Origin of the sequence: Shewanella chilikensis, from assembly GCF_037953065.1 — a bacterium.
Lineage (GTDB): Bacteria > Pseudomonadota > Gammaproteobacteria > Enterobacterales > Shewanellaceae > Shewanella > Shewanella chilikensis.
The window spans coordinates 2,763,297-2,780,120 of sequence record NZ_CP149966.1 but is presented as its reverse complement, the minus strand read 5'-3'; the positions used below and the strand labels follow the sequence as shown (position 1 = coordinate 2,780,120).

11 protein-coding genes are annotated in these 16,824 nt (G+C 50.8%); 3 read left to right on the top strand and 8 right to left on the bottom strand.

The features are described from left to right. Nucleotides 1–58 precede the first annotated feature (58 nt). Nucleotides 59–502, top strand: a complete 444-nt coding sequence (gene yfbV / locus WKR14_RS12640) for a terminus macrodomain insulation protein YfbV (RefSeq protein WP_028779375.1) — start codon at nt 59–61, stop codon at nt 500–502. 1 nt (nt 503) lies between these two features. Here yfbV and pflA read toward each other — a convergent pair whose 3' ends face one another. From pflA to focA, 3 genes are read right to left on the bottom strand one after another with little or no spacing between them, the layout of a single operon-like run. Next, complete coding sequence (gene pflA, locus WKR14_RS12635) at nt 504–1,244, bottom strand: pyruvate formate lyase 1-activating protein (protein ID WP_101056129.1); 741 nt, start codon at nt 1,242–1,244, stop codon at nt 504–506. Nucleotides 1,245–1,301: 57 nt separating this feature from the next. Continuing rightward, a complete protein-coding gene (pflB, locus tag WKR14_RS12630; RefSeq protein ID WP_165565247.1) occupies nt 1,302–3,584 on the bottom strand; it encodes a formate C-acetyltransferase in 2,283 nt (760 codons plus the stop codon). 29 nt (nt 3,585–3,613) lie between these two features. Further along, complete coding sequence (gene focA / locus WKR14_RS12625; protein ID WP_025889524.1) at nt 3,614–4,495, bottom strand: formate transporter FocA; 882 nt, start codon at nt 4,493–4,495, stop codon at nt 3,614–3,616. A 944-nt stretch (nt 4,496–5,439) separates the two neighbouring features. Between focA and WKR14_RS12620 the strand changes: the two genes are divergently transcribed. Next, on the top strand, nt 5,440–5,652 hold the full coding sequence (locus tag WKR14_RS12620) for a DUF997 family protein (RefSeq protein WP_101056127.1): 213 nt from the start codon (nt 5,440–5,442) through the stop codon (nt 5,650–5,652). Further along, nucleotides 5,649–7,097 carry a sodium/pantothenate symporter gene (gene panF, locus WKR14_RS12615; RefSeq protein ID WP_101056125.1) on the top strand — a complete coding sequence of 483 codons (1,449 nt, stop codon included), beginning with the start codon at nt 5,649–5,651 and terminating at the stop codon, nt 7,095–7,097. The genes WKR14_RS12620 and panF overlap by 4 nt, the downstream gene beginning before the upstream one ends. Nucleotides 7,098–7,178: 81 nt before the next feature. Here panF and WKR14_RS12610 read toward each other — a convergent pair whose 3' ends face one another. From WKR14_RS12610 to cysK, 5 genes are all read right to left on the bottom strand, one after another. Beyond that, complete coding sequence (locus WKR14_RS12610) at nt 7,179–9,827, bottom strand: TonB-dependent receptor plug domain-containing protein (protein WP_234555561.1); 2,649 nt, start codon at nt 9,825–9,827, stop codon at nt 7,179–7,181. Between the two features lie 305 nt (nt 9,828–10,132). Then, on the bottom strand, nt 10,133–13,027 hold the full coding sequence (locus WKR14_RS12605) for a TonB-dependent receptor domain-containing protein (RefSeq protein ID WP_248952016.1): 2,895 nt from the start codon (nt 13,025–13,027) through the stop codon (nt 10,133–10,135). Nucleotides 13,028–13,464: 437 nt separating this feature from the next. After that, nucleotides 13,465–14,469 (bottom strand): TDT family transporter, encoded by a 1,005-nt coding sequence (locus WKR14_RS12600; protein ID WP_101056121.1) that lies wholly within the window; start codon nt 14,467–14,469, stop codon nt 13,465–13,467. Between the two features lie 91 nt (nt 14,470–14,560). Continuing rightward, nucleotides 14,561–15,631 (bottom strand): methyltransferase, encoded by a 1,071-nt coding sequence (locus WKR14_RS12595; protein ID WP_234556514.1) that lies wholly within the window; start codon nt 15,629–15,631, stop codon nt 14,561–14,563. Between the two features lie 193 nt (nt 15,632–15,824). Continuing rightward, nucleotides 15,825–16,793: a cysteine synthase A gene (gene cysK, locus WKR14_RS12590; RefSeq protein WP_165565241.1), complete on the bottom strand. Its 969-nt coding sequence runs from the start codon at nt 16,791–16,793 to the stop codon at nt 15,825–15,827. Nucleotides 16,794–16,824 lie beyond the last annotated feature (31 nt).

The window sequence follows — 16,824 nt, the reverse complement described above, 5'->3', positions numbered from 1 at the left end:
CCGAATAGGGAACTGTGCTAAGGTAAAAGCAATATTATGCTTGTTTCAGGTGCCTTGATTGAGCCTTAACTTTCTCAAAACCGTGAGGGAAGGTCATCGTTATATGAAGACCTGGCCCATGGTCAGACAACTGGGTTTCTTTTTTCCTGAGTTTCGCGTTATTCGTGCCACTCAGTTGGCGTTGCAGTTGATGCCTGTGTTGGCCATGCTATCGGCTGCCGCGCCACTCTATTTCTATGGTTGGGACTATCTGCCCCAGGCCATTGCTATCTTTCTATTCTTTCTCAGCCTGCCTTTGCAGGGCTATCTGTGGCTGGGTTGGCGTGCTCGCCATCCCTTGCCGCTGTCCTTGCTAGATTGGGGAAATCAACTCAATGCCAAGCTTTCCGGGCTTGGTGTGAGCAGTCGCCCTTTAGGGGCCAAGGCCTGCTATATGGATATGGCGCAGATCCTCAAATTGGCTTTTGAACGTCTTGATGCCGGTTTTTGGGAAGAGCTCTGAATCAGTAACCGGCGTTGATCCCTTTCTGAATAAATATAGCCTTTATTCGCTCCATGGTTTCGCGATCCGGCGGCGATACGCCGTCAAGTTCATAGTGCTCACCCATGGCTTCCCACTTATGTTTGCCCAGTTCGTGGTAGGGCAGTAACTCCACTTTTTCCACATTGGTCATTGGCTTGATAAATTCAGCCAGTTTCTCGGCCGAGGCTTCATCGTCTGTATAGCCGCCGACAACCACGTAACGGATCCAGGTTTTCTGGCCTCGTTTTGCCAGATACTCCGCAAACTGCAATGTTCTCTGGTTGCTGACCTTGGTGAGATCTATATGCTTGGCATCATCCATCTGCTTGATGTCCAGTAGCACCAGATCTGTGTTGTCCAGCAACTGGTCGATCACCTCTGTGTATTTACGGACAAAGCCGTTGGTGTCCAAACAGGTGTGTATGCCTTCGGCCTTACAGGCCTTGAATAGCTCGGCAACGAATTCAGCCTGTAACACGGCTTCACCACCGCTGGCGGTCACACCACCACCGCTGGCTTCCAAAAAAGGTCGGTAGCTGACTATCTGTTCCATCAGCTCCGCGACAGTCACTTCCTTGCCGCCATCCAGATCCCAGGTGTCGCGATTGTGACAGTATTTACAGCGCATCAGGCAACCCTGCATAAAGGCGATAAAGCGAATGCCGGGACCATCTACTGTGCCAAAGGATTCCACCGAGTGGATCCGTCCTTTTACTGTCATGTGCTCTCCTTGGAATGGCTGCAGCGGCGGCCGCTGCAGCCTGGTTTCAAACGCGGATTATAGTGCTTTGGTGAAAGTACGGGTAATCACGTCTTGCTGCTGCTCAGGGGTCAGTGAGTTGAAGCGCACTGCATAGCCTGAAACGCGTATGGTCAGCTGTGGATACTTGTCAGGGTTGATGACAGCATCTTCCAGCATTTCACGGTTCATCACGTTGACGTTCAGGTGCTGACCACCTTCATGGCCTGGCTTGTGGGCGAAGTAACCGTCCATCAGCGCAGCCAGGTTGGTGCGGCGGGCATCTTCATCTTTACCCAGTGCATTGGGCACAATGGAGAAGGTGTAAGAGATACCGTCCTGAGCGTGAGCGAAGGGCAGCTTGGCCACAGAAGTCAGTGAAGCGATAGCGCCTTTCTCGTCACGGCCGTGCATTGGGTTGGCACCCGGGGCAAATGGTGCACCGGCGCGGCGACCATCCGGAGTGTTACCTGTCTTCTTACCATACACCACGTTGGACGTAATGGTCAGGATTGACTGGGTTGGGATGGCGTTGCGGTACATCTTCTTGTCACGAATTTTGGCCATAAAGCCTTCAACCAGCATACAGGCGATGTCGTCAACGCGGGCGTCGTTGTTACCAAACTTGGGATAATCACCCTCGATTTCGAAGTCTACGGCAATACCGTTTTCATCGCGAACCGGTTTCACCTTGGCATACTTGATGGCAGACAGTGAGTCGGCAGCAATAGACAGACCGGCGATACCACAGGCCATGGTGCGACGTACGTCTCTGTCGTGCAGCGCCATCAGCGCGGCTTCGTAAGAGTACTTGTCGTGCATGTAGTGGATGGTGTTCAGCGCAGTGACATACTGAGTTGCCAACCAGTCCATCAGACCGTCGAGGCGGCTCATGACGTCATCATAGTTGAGCACTTCGTCTGTGATAGGATCTGCCTTGGGAGCAACCTGAATTTTCAGCTTTTCATCCACACCGCCGTTGATGGCGTACAGCATGGTCTTGGCCAGGTTGGCACGGGCACCAAAGAACTGCATGTGCTTGCCCACAACCATGGGGCTCACGCAGCAGGCGATGGCGTAGTCATCAGACTCGAAGTCAGGGCGCATCAGGTCATCGTTTTCATACTGGATGGAGCTGGTGTCGATAGACACTTTGGCGCAGTATTTTTTGAATGGCTGAGGCAGCTGCTCGGACCAAAGCACAGTGATGTTTGGCTCTGGGCTTGGGCCCATGTTGTACAGGGTGTGCAGGAAGCGGAAGCTGGTCTTGCTCACCAGTGGACGACCGTCCAGACCCATACCACCGATAGATTCGGTAGCCCAGATTGGGTCGCCGGAGAACAGCTCATCGTATTCAGGAGTACGCAGGAAGCGCACCATACGCAGTTTCATCACGAAATGGTCGATCATTTCCTGAGCCTGCTCTTCGGTGAGCACGCCATTTTTCAGATCGCGTTCGATATAAACGTCGATGAAGGTTGAAGTACGGCCCAGAGACATGGCAGCGCCGTTTTGGCTCTTCACCGCGGCCAGATAGCCGAAGTAGGTCCACTGGATGGCTTCTTTGGCATTCTTGGCAGGGCCGGAGATGTCATAACCGTATTTGGCTGCCATCTTCTTCATCTTGCCCAGGGCTCTGTGCTGCTCGGCAATCTCTTCACGCAACTGGATAACGTTGCTTAGATCTTCACCGGCTTCCATCTGAGCCTGCAGTGAAGTGAACTGGGCAACCTTGTCCTTCATCAGGTAGTCGATACCGTAGAGGGCTACGCGGCGGTAGTCACCAATGATACGGCCACGACCGTAGGCATCGGGCAAACCTGTCAGTACACCTGACTTACGGCAAGCGAGGATTTCCGGAGTGTAAACATCGAACACGCCCTGGTTATGGGTCTTACGCAGTTCGGAGTAGACATATTTGATCTCAGGATCCAGCTCGCGATCATAGGCGGCGCAGGAGCCTTCAACCATACGGATACCACCGTTGGGCAGCATGGCGCGTTTGAGTGGCGCATCAGTCTGCAAACCAACAATGGTTTCCAGTTCCTGATTGATGTAGCCGGCATCATGGGAATCTATGGTAGAGACTTTGTCTGTATCAAAGTCGACCGGAGCGTGGGTGCGGTTTTCCTGCTTGATGCCTTCCATGACTTTGTCCCACAGGGCTGTGGTCGCAGTGGTGGGGCCAGCCAGGAAAGACTCATCACCTTCATAGGGGGTGTAGTTCTTCTGGATAAAGTCACGTACATTGACTTCGGTCTTCCAATCGCCGGGAACAAAGCCTTCCCATGCGCTTGCAAACAGCTCAGTTTTCTCGGTCATAGTACTCATACCTTCTAGTTGAGATAAAGTTACTTGCTGGCCTCGCTGCCTTGCTTGGCCAGCAAGGGACGGCGATACACAAACCAGTAAGTCAACCCTACAAATAAAGCTCCCCCCACGATATTACCCAGAGTGACGGGAACCAGATTATGGAACACGAATTGGCTCCATGTGAGATCGGCAAACTGCTCGGGGCTGACCCCGGCGCTTGTCCAGAATTCAGTGCCGGCCATATTTTTGCTGATAATGGCCATAGGAATAAGGAACATGTTGGCGATGCAGTGCTCAAAGCCTGCGGCGACAAACATGGCAACCGGTAGCACCACGGCCAGCAATTTGTCTGTGACTGAGCGACCGGCATAGGCCATCCATACCGCCAGACACACCATGATGTTACACATGATCCCGAGAGCGATGGCCTGGAAAAAGTCATGGTGCAGTTTGGCCTGGGCGGTCTTCATGTAGCCAAGCCCTATCAAACCGTGGCCGGCATCATAGTGTTTGGCGGTGATCATCAGGCCTACCAGTAGCATGGCGCCGATAAAGTTGCCCAGATAGACCAGCCCCCAGTTGCGCAGTAAGGCCTTAGTGGTGACCCGTTTGCTGGCTCTGGCAGTAATGGTTAATACAGTTGAGGTGAAGAGTTCGCCGCCCAGTACTACCACCAACATTAAGCCGAGGCTGAAGCACAGACCACCGATGAGTTTGTTGAGACCGTAGGGAAGGGCGCTGCCACCGGCAGTGGCGACAACATAGAAGATAAACGCGAGGCCAATAAACACCCCCGCAGTCATGGCCAGCAACAGGGTCGACTGGGTATCGCGGCCGATTTTGACGACGGCCGCATCCTCGACCTTCTGCGCAGTATTGGCAGGGGTTGATGCATCAAATGGGCTAGGACTGTTGTTCATAGCTGCCTTCTTTCGCTCATTTGGTGGCTGGCCACCGGTTTAGGTTATGAAGTTCATTTATCGCTTATTCTATAGTGATGGCTTACGAGCCATCGAGTTCGTCAACTATAAGCAAAATGTAATTAAATTACGTGATTTAGATCAATTTAACCGCTGATTAATCTAAATTATGAAATTAAACTACGCTTTGCCACTCCTTTTTTGTCTAAAATTTCCTTGAAATAATTCACCTAAATTTGAGTTATCTTCCAGTGTCATATACCAAGGTTTGTGCTTTTGATTGGTGTTTGACCCAAGTCTAAGCTTGTAACACGTTATAAAAGTCCAGTCTGTGCAGTTGCTCGCGATGAATGGCTGCAAACTGGAAATGTTTACATCTCCCATGTTGCCGTAATCTCCATCTTCTTTACTTACAGAGCCCAGGTTGAGGTTTTAGCTACCCCGAGAAAGTCTGTTCAAAGAATCGCTCGTTATGCATCCAACCCTAAAATTGGTCTTACCAATTTACCACAAAAATATTAACACAGAGCCGTGCTCTCAGCATCTGATATCGGCCTTTACCCATGGGGAAAAGCTAAATTTTGCGAGCAGGTTAACAATTGTATGTCATTGCGTCGACGCAGGGGCTTCTAACATAGGTTTATTTCAGTAAAGGCTTATTTCTGCGGCATCACAAACTCATACCAAAGTTTGATTCAGATCTTGATTTTGGGGCCGTTGTGACCCGCTTGGGAGCAAGCTCAGGGCTGTGAGTCCTGTCATGGTTAATTAAGCATGCAGTAAAAAGTTAACGGAATATCATCAGGTAACCGGGTGATAACTTTATCCCACAACCAAAGTGTAACTTGCGCTATGCCTTGGCACTCGAGGGAAGAGTTGATTAGAATCAAGGCTTTCTTTTCGCTGTCACGCTCCAATGCAAGGGGCTATCCAAGGAAGCCGTTATGCCATCCATGGCACGTCTGGCCATCATACTTACCCTGATTTATGCCCTGTTTTGGGCTCTGGGGCCCCTGTTGACCGATATGGGGATCTGGGGAGCACAAGCTGATTATTACGGCCTGCCTTTATGGTTTTGGCTGTCCTGTATCCTGACTCCCTTATGTTTCATTCTGGGGCTCTTCTACCTGTTTGGCCGAGGAGGGCATAAAGAGTGACCACCCTTATCCCGGTATTAGTTTATCTGTTGCTCAGCCTGGTGTTGACCCGCTTTATTGCCGCCAGACAAGACAAGGCCAGCCTCTATCAGGATAAGGCGGCGCGCTTTTTTATCGGTGGCCGTTTTCTCAATGGCCCCATGTTGGCCTTGACGCTAGTGGCAACCTATACCAGTGCCAGCTCTTTTATCGGTGGCCCGGGCGCCGCCTACAAGATAGGTTTGGGCTGGGTGTGGCTAGCCTTGATCCAGGTGCCGGTCGCCATGCTGACCCTGGGGGTGCTGGGGCCGAAGATCCTCGCGGCCAAGGCGCCTTACGCCACCTTGATTGAGTGGTTGGATGCTCGCTTCGAGCATAAAGGGGTCAGCATGTTGGCGCTGGGCTCCTTGGTGCTTGGATTTATCGCCATGATAACGGTGCAGTTTATCGGTGGCGCCAGGTTGTTTGCCGGGGTCAGCGGTATCGACTACAGCCTGGGGCTGGCTCTGTTTGTGGTGACTGTGTTGGCTTACACCTTGAGCGGTGGTTTTCGGGCGGTAACCATCACAGATGCCTTTCAGGGAATAGTAATGCTGCTGGGGCTTTTGCTGCTGTTTTTCACCCTGCTTGGCCATGGGGGGATGACAGAGTTGATGTCCAAGGTGGCCAGTGAAGATCCGGCCTTGTTGCAGCCCCATGGCAATGAAGGGCAACTGGGCTGGCCCATGATGCTGTCGTTTTGGGTGCTTATCTGTTTCGGCACCTTGGGGCTGCCACATACTGTGGTGCGTTTATTGGCGGTTAAAAATACCCAGGCGCTCAAGAAAGGGATTATTTGGGGCACTCTTATCAGTGTCTTGATGACCTTGTTGCCGCATCTCATCGGATTGATGGGCCGGGCGCTTTATCCTGATTTGCAGGTACCGGATGAAATCATGCCGACCTTGATCTCCGGACTGTTTTCGCCGCTTTTGGCCGGAGTGCTGCTGGCGGCGCCCATTGCTGCCGTGATGTCCTCGGTGGACTCCATGTTGCTGCAGGCAGCGGTCAGTCTGGTGCGGGATGCCTGGGTCAAGGTCAGGCCACAAACCTCGGCGCAAAGCCAGCTGCGTTTGAGCCGCATCGCCATGTTGATGATTGCTGCGCTCGCCTGCTACTGGGCGCTGGAGCCGCCGGCCATGATCGTCTGGCTCAATTTGGCGGCTTTCGGTGCACTGCAGGCGGTGTTTCTCTGGCCGATATTGGCGGCGGTATTCTGGCCTTCATTGACTGGCAACTCGGTGTTTGCCGCGATGATTTCCGGATTGCTGAGTTATGGAATGCTGCAATGGCTGGCCTTGCCTTTGCCGCTTCATATTCACCCTGTGGTCCCGGCCTTGCTGGTTTCACTCATGGCCATGTTGGGCTGTCAGGTATGGTTGACGGCGCGGGAAGTTTTGGCGGTAGCGCCGGATAAGGCAGAGTAAAGAAGCAGGCTTGATTGTTTAGTAGCGGATGAAATAAAAAAGCGCAGTCATTGACTGCGCTTTTGGCTATTAAAGCGCTTATCAGAAGCGGATCTGATAACCCGCGTAGACTACGCGGCCGATAATGTTGTGGGTATCGGCGTCATAACCTGGGTAGGACAGCTCATAGTTAACCGTAGGCATGGCATCGAACAGGTTACGGGCACCGACTGTGACTTTACCGAACTGGTCAAAGTCATAGTTCATGGCCAGATCCCAAGTGGTGAAGGAACCGAAGTCCTGCTTGTCGATGTTGGCAGCTTGCTGCTGCGGCGTTTCACCGGCATAGGAGTCGATGTACTTGGCGATCAGCGAGGCGCTGAAGGCATCGTACTCATAGCTGAAGGTGGAGTTGAAACGCAGCTCGGGATATCCCTTGGTACCCAGCACGTCGTAACGTGGGTCGACCGGACTGGCTTGCTCTGTGTACTCCAGTGCATAGGTGCCGTCCAGGGCAAACTTCAGACTGCCGTAGTTACCCAGCTCGAAGCGCGAGCTGAAAGAGACGTCCAGACCCGAGGTTTGCACCCCGTCCATGTTGATGTAACCGGCGCCAATCTCTTCAATCTTGCCTTCGGTATCACGCTTCACATAGACATATTTAGGATCGTAGGCACCGAGACCTGTAGTGGCTTCCAGATCCAGGATAGTCTGGGCACCGACATAGCTGACCTGGTTGCTGATCTCAATGTTGTAGTAGTCCACAACCAGAGAGATATCATCTGTGATGTTCCACACAGCACCGAAGGCGTACTGATCAGACTCTTCAGGTTTCAGCTCAGGGTTACCAGAGCTCTTGCGCAGATACTGAGTGGACTCACACACATCGGCGCCTTCGCGTTGGTCAGGCGGCAGCATTTGACAGCCTTTGGTGTCGATCACTCGGTCATAACTGGTAGCAGCTTCGCCCAGCAGATCATCCAGTGACGGAGCGCGGAAGCCCTGGCCGTAAGAGGCGCGCAGGACCAGGTTATCCAATAACTGATAACGCAGGTTGATAGAGCTGGACAGCTGGCCTTCATCCGGCAGGCTGTATTGGTCATAACGGCTGGCCAGTTTAACATTCAGATCGTCGGTGACCGGCAGTTCCAACTCAACGAAGGCAGCCTTGTAGTTACGTTCACCGGCGGAGTCGCCACCGTAAGTACCCAGTACTTTGCCGGCAGCTTGCTGCGCATCGCGGCGATCGCTGAATTCCATCTTTTGGTACTCGGCGCCTACGGCATAACCTATGTCACCGCCTGGCAGTGCAATAGGAGCCAGCGCAGCCCAGGAAATGGCAGTTGCTGTGGTCTTGGAATCGGCCTGACGGGTGGCTGTGTGCAGGAAGCTGTCCAGGGTTGCCTGAGTGGCATTACCGCCCAGAACAAATGGATTGTACAGCCCGGCATCAACGGCTTGCTGCAGGTTGTCTTCAAACACATAGGAGTCTGTGCTTATATCCACCTGCTGATCTGAGTACTGTACGTACCAGTTCAGTGAACCGGCATCCAGCTCCAGGTTCAGCCCTGTCACCACGTCAACAACATCAGACTTGAACGTCGTGCTGCGATCGGCCACGCCTGTCAGACGGTGGTAAGCCTGCACTTCGCTGGCGTTAGCCGTGCCATAAGTTGGGTTCAGCGGGTTGTCGGCTGCTATGTACAGGTTGGGGGTCCACAACGCGGTAGAGGAAGTGGTGGACTTGTCACGCATCACAATCGCCTGACCGAACCACTCCAGGTTATCAGTGATCTTGTAAGTCAGGTTGCTGAACAAGGAGTCTTTGGTCTGATCCGGCAGGTAATCGGTACCATCAAACATGCTGTAGCCACAACGTGGACCATCTTTACTCTGAACGATTTGATCGGCCGGGCAGTCTTTACCTGGAACATAATCACCAGTGTAGCTTGGCGTCTCAAAGGTTCCATCTTCTTTTTTGCCTGGGCGGGCAGCTACTGGGCGCCAGGTGCCTTCCGGTGCATACAGAGAGCTGCGACCATAAGCTTTATCCCAGTTGGCAGTGAGATGTTCACGCTGGCCGCCTTTGAGAGGATCAAACTTCTTGTGCTCTATGATAACCAGACTGCTGCTCTTGTCGCTGGTGTTACCAAAGGTCATCGATGCCGACATTTCATCGCGGCCACCCTGAGTTGGGTTGGCGAATTTCAGATCAAATCCGAGGCCATCATAATTCTTCTTCAGAATGATGTTGATTACACCGCCAATGGCATCGGAACCATAAATGGCTGATGCACCGTCACGAAGAATTTCAATACGCTCGATGGCGTCCATGGGGATCAGGTTTAGGTTGGTTGCATCGGCACCGAAGGTGGCTGATGGTGCAATCCGGCGACCATTGATCAGGGTCAGGGTACGGTTTGAACCCAGGCCACGCATGCCTGAGCTGGCGTGGTTACTGGCAGAGCTACCTGCGTCACTGATAAAGCTGCCCGCGGTATTGTATGGCATTTGTGCCAGTACCGCAGAAACATCTGTCAGACCGGTTTTGGCTATGTCTTCAGAACTCATTACCGTCACCGGCAGTGCCGATTCCATGTCGGTACGCTTAATGCGCGAGCCGGTAACTTCGATGCGTTCCAGTTGTTGTTCGTTTTCGTTGGCTTGAACAGCGGGTAAGCTAAGAGAGGCTGCTGCAGCGCCGCCAAACAAGGCGAAGCGCACAGCTTTGCTGACACTGAGATTCATCATTTATATCCTTTTATGATATTTATTTTGTCTTTTTGTATTTATTAGGGCCGACATAAAACAATTCGGCGACAAAATGTAACCATTAAGATACAAATAATACAAGCGGTTAAATGCTTATTGACTGTTTTTTTGTTGTAATAAAGATGTAACCAAGTGTTTTTAAATATTATCAAAACAAAGTTTATTTAAGTGAAGAACACAATTTAAACATTATGGTAACATTTTGGTGGGGAAATTAAGGTGAGCAAATAATAAGCGGCGCTAATGCGCCGCTTATTTACGGGCTTAAGTTCTGTTTAATCCGTTTAGAAGGAATAGTTCAAACTAGTGTAGTAGAAGCGGCCGATGTTATCGTACGCAGCTGATCCTGCACTGGTTCCGGTTGAACCATAAGGCAAGTCCTTATCGAATAAATTATCGATACCAAACTTGAGGGTTATGCCTGAATCAAACTGATAACCCAAAGCAACATCACTGATGAAGTAATCGTCGTATTGCATGTTGGAACTTGGGTTGGCATTAAGGGCCAGATCCTTATCTGTGTACAAGCTGACATCATTGACGAAACGGGTACGCCAGTAGCTGAGCCAGTTTTCATACTTGTAGTTCAGAGTCAGGTTAGCCTGCCAATCGGCATATCCCAAAGTACCTGCCAACTCTTCATAATCACTGGGATCATCTTGGAAGGAGAAGTTACGACGTTTTATCAGGTGGGTCGCGATCAGGTTGGCACTGAAATCACCGCCGAGAATATCAGTCTTATAGGCCAGATCCAAGTCAACACCAGCGGCTTCCAGTGATGCCACGTTCAGCGCATGGCTTTGAATCAACGTTATCTGGTGCGATGAAGGATCGCGGGTGATCAATTCACAGTACTGATTATTTATGCCACTGGTTGAATCCAGGCAGCGGTCAACTATGGTTTGCGCGCCGATGGAACTGATGGCATCGTCGATCTTGATGTTCCAGTAATCGAGTGTCATAGATAGACCTTCGATAAATTCAGGCTGGTAGATAAGCCCAACAGTGTAGCTGGTGGACTCTTCTGGTTTCAGTTCCCGGTTACCACTGCTCTTGCCTTCTATCCTTTTGGCATCGTACTCATCATTGAAATCGGCAGGTACACCCATTGCAGCACAGTTCTTACGGCGGGTGGCTGAATCAGCCAATGTATTGAGGTTATCGATACGGCAACTGTCTTTAACACTGAAGTATGTTTGGCTCGGTGCACCGAACAGTTCGCTGATATTCGGAGCTCTAATGGCTTCTGCATAGGTACTGCGCATTCTCAGCTCATCGTTGATTTCCCAGCTTAGACCGGCTTTCCAGGTGGTCGCATTGCCTATGGTGCTGTAATCGGCGAACCGGACCGCCAGATCCATATCCAACTGGCGGATCAGCGGTAAGTCGGCCAGCAGAGGTATTGATACCTCGGCAAATACTTCCTTAACATCGAAATCACCTTTGTCTTCGCCCAAGGCATTGAAGAATGTCCCTCCGGCATTTTTAGGCTCTTTAGTCTCACTTTCTTCTTTGCGGTACTCAACCCCGGTAGACAGGCCTACATAGCCCGCTGGTAATTCAAATAGCCCGGAATTGGTGATGGTGCCACCCAAAACAGTTTGCTTAATCACTGCATTGCCAACAGAAGTGGTATTGATATAGTCAATGGCTTCCTGGCTTGGATTACCGGCACCAAAAATGTTGACCGGTACACAACCTTCAGCGCGGGCGGTTTCGCTGCGACAAACTATGTTACCGTCGAGCATGACGGCATCGAGGGCATTTTGGTAGTTGGCATAGATCAGGTTGTTTTTGTTCACCCGCTCCAGATCTGTCTGACCATAGGTGGCGTACAGATCATAGTCCCAATCGTCGGCCAAGACGCCTTCAAGGCCCAACACATAGCGCTGGGTTTCACGGGTGTCGTCTTCTATGCGTTGGCCCAGGTCAGCCATGAAACGGTTGATGACGATTGAATCCAGTGGTTGAGGGTTACCGTCGGTATCCTTGTTGTTCTTCATCAGAGCAACCAGGTTGGGATCCAGATAAGGGTTGTCAATCTTCACTGAGTTAAGCTTATTGCCAAAGAAGAAGGCAGGTTGGCTATAATTACTGGCCTGGCTGTTGACATATTTTGCCTCAAAGTAGAGGTTCATATCGTCATTCAACTGATAATTACTTTTCAGGTTGAGGTTATAGCGTTTGAACTCGGGCTGCAGATCTTCAAACTGTCTCAAGTTGGTAAAGTCGCAGTCGACACAGTAGTTACCGTCGACTTTTGGGCCTATGTAGACATCACCTATGGTCCCGTCTGGATTGAAGGTTTTCCAGCCATCCAAAAAGAAGGTACCGGCGTTGCTGATCCTGTAATGCCCGCCGTTTGGCAGGAAATACTTGTCCGGATCAGACGGATTGTTGGAGTCAATGTAATTACCGTTAGCATCCTTGGGTCTATCGGTATTTTTCAGACTGGTAAATGAGGTTCTGGTCTGATCACGATCGAAAGCTCTGAGTCTATCCTGAGCGCTGTATTCCGCAGCGAAGGCGATATTACCGCGACCATCATTAATATCTGTGCCGTAAGAAAGCGAAATTCTGTCTTTACCAAAGTTACTGTCATCAGCCCGACCTTTAATTGCTGAGATATCCAAGCCGACAATATCTTTTTTCAGAATAAAGTTAACTACCCCAGTGACCGCATCTGCACCATAAATGGCCGATGCTCCGCCGGTAATGACTTCTACTTTTTCGACCCAGACACTTGGAATCGTGTTTACGTCAACCGAAGAGCTTCCCGCTGAGCTGGCAACATGACGTTTGCCGTTTACCAACACCAAGGTTCTGTCGGTACCCATGGTACGCAGATCCAACAGGTTGGCACCGGCAGTGCCAATGTAACGGCCAGAGTTGGCAAGGGAATAAGTGTTACCTAGAGCAGGCAACTGGTTGAGGGCTTCACCTATGTTGGTCACACCGGTAGACAGGAGTTCTTCACCTGAGATTACAGTCACTGGCGTTGGCGCTACGGCACCTTCACGAATGATACGTGAGCCTGTGATAGAGATTCGCTCAACGGCTGAATTTGCCGTTTGTTGTTCTTGTTCTGCCGACAATGCTGGTGCGGAATAGGCTGCAGTTGCAACACCACCAATTAACGCAAAGCGCACCGCTTTGGCTAATTTAGAATTAACTTGCATTATATCTCCCTGATACTTATGTATGATTTTTTATTGTCACACCCGAATTAAGTAATAAATGTTTACGGATGTATCAGGAATATAACCTTGCAGAAATAAAAAGTGCAACATAGATGAAACAGATATAAATTGTTTGAATTAATAACAATTAAAATTATGTTGGCAACAAAGATATAACGTACGGTGTTTATTTTTTTAATTGGATGGCAATGTCGTGTTGTGTTTTATTGTTGTTTTTTGTGGGTTTGTTTTTTGATTGTTTTTTGATTGTTTTTTGTTTTTTCTTTGTTATTTTTGTGTTCTTTTGTTTTTTTGTTTAAGAGATATTTTTATTTGTCTAGATACTTGAGTGAATATTTGTTGGCCGTTGAAGATCTGTTAATTTGCCAAAAGCGTGACATGTATCACGCTTTTGGTGTTAATGTAACTCGGTTTTATCATACAGATGACCAGGGGCGGTAGTGTCTGAGGTAACTGATAGCGACGAAGCCAACGATAGCACTGGCTATCACAAGCTCAATATTTCCAAGTAGCGCCAGTGGCCGATGCAGCGATTGCAGCATGGGGTGGCTGTTGCACCAGGCGGCTGTTTTCAGTAGAGCAGTGGCTCCTATCACCATGGGGAAGGTGTAGGCAGCAAACCCTGGGCTGAATGGCAGTCGCAGTAAGTGCAGGAAGGCCAGATAGATGACCAGGGTCATCAGCAGGGCCAGACTCAGCAGCAGGGCGACCAACCAAAGCTCAGGCTCGGGAGTCAGGGTCAAATAGCCGGCCAGAGACAGGCTGGCCGGTGCTGCCAGAATCGCTATGGTCGGCTTGGCTGCATCCGCGACCGGATTACAGAAGATCAAGCGATAGAGCATCACAGGCAGCATCACCAAGTAACTCACCAAGCCGAACATCAGAATGATGTGAGCGATTTGGGCGCCTACTTCGCCGGCTTCGGCGCCGGGAAAGGTCACGGCTGCCACCACCATGCCGATAGGGGGCACGAACCAACTGGGCACCATATGCTCCAGGTTGAAGTCCATTGCTCTATGCAGTACAAAGGCCGCCAGTAAACAGCAGTGAATGGCGATAGCCGTCAACCAGATCAGGAAGCCACACAAAGGAAGATGGATCCCTACGGCTTTGGAGATCACCATCAGTGCCATGGCAAAGGTGGGCAGCACACTGCCGACTACAGGGTGGCGCAGTTCTTCATTCAGTAATTCAGGATGCAGAATGAATTTGACTGTCAGCAGAGACAGTAATATGCCGGCAACCGCCGCGCCCAATACCAGGCCGGGAAATTCTGCTGATACGCTTTCCCAGGCCCAACCCAGGCTGGCGATAGCCAGCGCCAATCCGGCCAGAGGGCTTGGCAGTCGCTTGAAAGCGGCTTTACTAAACTTGGACTCGCGAGTGCTGAGTTCTTCAGTGGTAGTGGCAACGAGTTTCATACTGTGACCTCTAGATTCCAATTTGATGGTCCTAGTCTAAAATCGGTCTTTGATTAATAAAATTGAAATTAAGTTATTCATTGATTCAAATTTATTTAAGCTTGCAGCGCAGCAGAGTATGCCCAAGCCCTATGTCATCGATATCTTCATCGACATAGAAACCCGCCTGTTGCAGTAGTTTCAGCAGTACCTTGGAGTGATACATACGACTGTTGCCATTGGCCATGGCGGTGAAGTAGAGCGAGGTGGCATTGACACAGTAGGCGGAGGCGGCATTGGGCTGCCTGTCCCAAAAGGTTTCCAGAATGCAGAGCTCGGCTGTCTCCGGCATGGCTTTGGCACAAGCCTGTAGGATGGCCAGGATTTGTGCCTCGCTGAAACAGTCGAGGAATTGGCTCATCCAATAAAGATCGCCGTCGGTCACAAAGGGGCCGTCAGGGGCCAGCAGATCGCACGCCAGACCGGATATCCGCTCGTTCAAACCCGCGGCTTTTGCTGCCTCGGCGGCCAGCTTAAGCTGGGGAGCAAGATCCATTATGGTTACCCGGCACTGGGTGTTGTAGCCGGCACATTTCAAGGCCCATTTGCCGGTATTGCCGCCGATATCCACCAAATGAGTCGGCCCTTTGGCAAATATGCGCGGCATCAGGCTGTCAAAGGCATGATCTGAATAATAGTGGTCGAAGGCGAACCAGCTGTGTTTGGCCTCTGTCGGTAACTGGCTCAGGGCTGGATAAATAGTGGGCCAATCGCCGAATACTTTCAGTCCCTCGGGAGAGCCTTGCTCCAGCGCCTGTTGCAGATGAAACAGGCCTTGGTAGCAAATGTCGTGGATAAAATTGAGATTGGTGGCGGCCATATCATCATGCAGCAGAAACCAGCCTGTCTTGTCGAGGATGTAATTGTCTCCCTTGTGCCAAAGCAGCCCCATGGAAAGTGCCATATCAAGCAAAACGCCCAGGGCATATGCAGTTAGCCCGGTTTTTTCTTTGAGTATCTCAAGGCTAATGCCTTCATCGCCGGCGGCATCTATATGTTTGAGGATGTCGAACTGCAGCAGGCAGCGGGTCACCTGAAAACTGACTGGAGCGAAGGCGATTTTTTGTGCTTCAAATTTGGCCTCGAAGGCACTGAGTTTGGCGGGTTCACTAAAAAAGGGCATTGTCTTAGCCGTGGGAAAGGTTCAAAAAGAGTCTTTATGGCGCAAAGCACAAGCCAAGTACAGGCCAGTTGCATAAAACTTTGATCAAGAGGGCAAATATGTGGTTATTACCCCTTTTGATTTCAGGACGAGACGTTGGCATAAAAAAGCCCTCGTCATTAGACAGGGCTTTCAAGTTGCGGTTTATGCTTATTTACTGCACGTTTTCCTGATCGCTGAATTGGCCGACAAACAGGGCTGAGGACAGATAACGCTCAGCGGCCGATGGTAGGATCACTACAATATTCTTGTCTGCAAATTCAGGTAGAGCGGCGATGCGGTTGGCGGCAACGACGGCGGCACCGGAGGAGATACCCACTAAAATGCCTTCTTCTTTCATCAGCCTGTGAGCCATCTCTATCGCTTCGTCATTGGTGACCAGTTCGACCTTGTCAATCAGTTCCAGATCCAGGTTGCCCGGAATAAAGCCGGCGCCTATACCCTGGATCTTGTGCGGACCTGGCTGCACAGGTTGGCCCGCCAGAGTCTGGCTGATTACAGGTGAGTCGGCTGGTTCAACGGCCACAGCAGTGATTGCCTTGCCTTGGGTATTCTTGATATAACGGCTCACCCCTGTGATGGTGCCGCCGGTACCAACACCGGCAACAAATACATCGATTTGACCATCGGTATCGTTCCAGATCTCAGGGCCTGTGGTTTTTTCGTGGATCTCAGGGTTGGCCGGGTTGTCAAACTGCTGCAGCAGTAGATATTTTTCCGGCGCCGATTGACGAATTTCCTCGGCCTTTTCGATGGCTCCTTTCATACCCTTGGCACCATCAGTCAGTACCAGATTGGCGCCCAGAGCCTTGAGCAGCTTGCGGCGTTCGAGACTCATGGTGTTGGGCATGGTCAGAGTCAACTTGTAACCTCTGGCCGCGGCAACATAGGCCAGCGCAATACCCGTATTTCCCGAGGTGGGTTCAATCAGCTCTGTGTCTTTGGTCAACAGGCCTTTTTTCTCGGCGTCCCAAATCATATTGGCACCAATACGGCATTTGACACTGAAGCTTGGGTTGCGGGCTTCTACCTTGGCCAGCACCTTGCCGTTGCTGACGCGGTTAAGACGAACCAGTGGAGTGTTACCAATTGTGTAGGAATTGTCTTCGAAAATTTTGCTCATGGCTTGCTGGCCTCCTTTGATTGCATCCCTA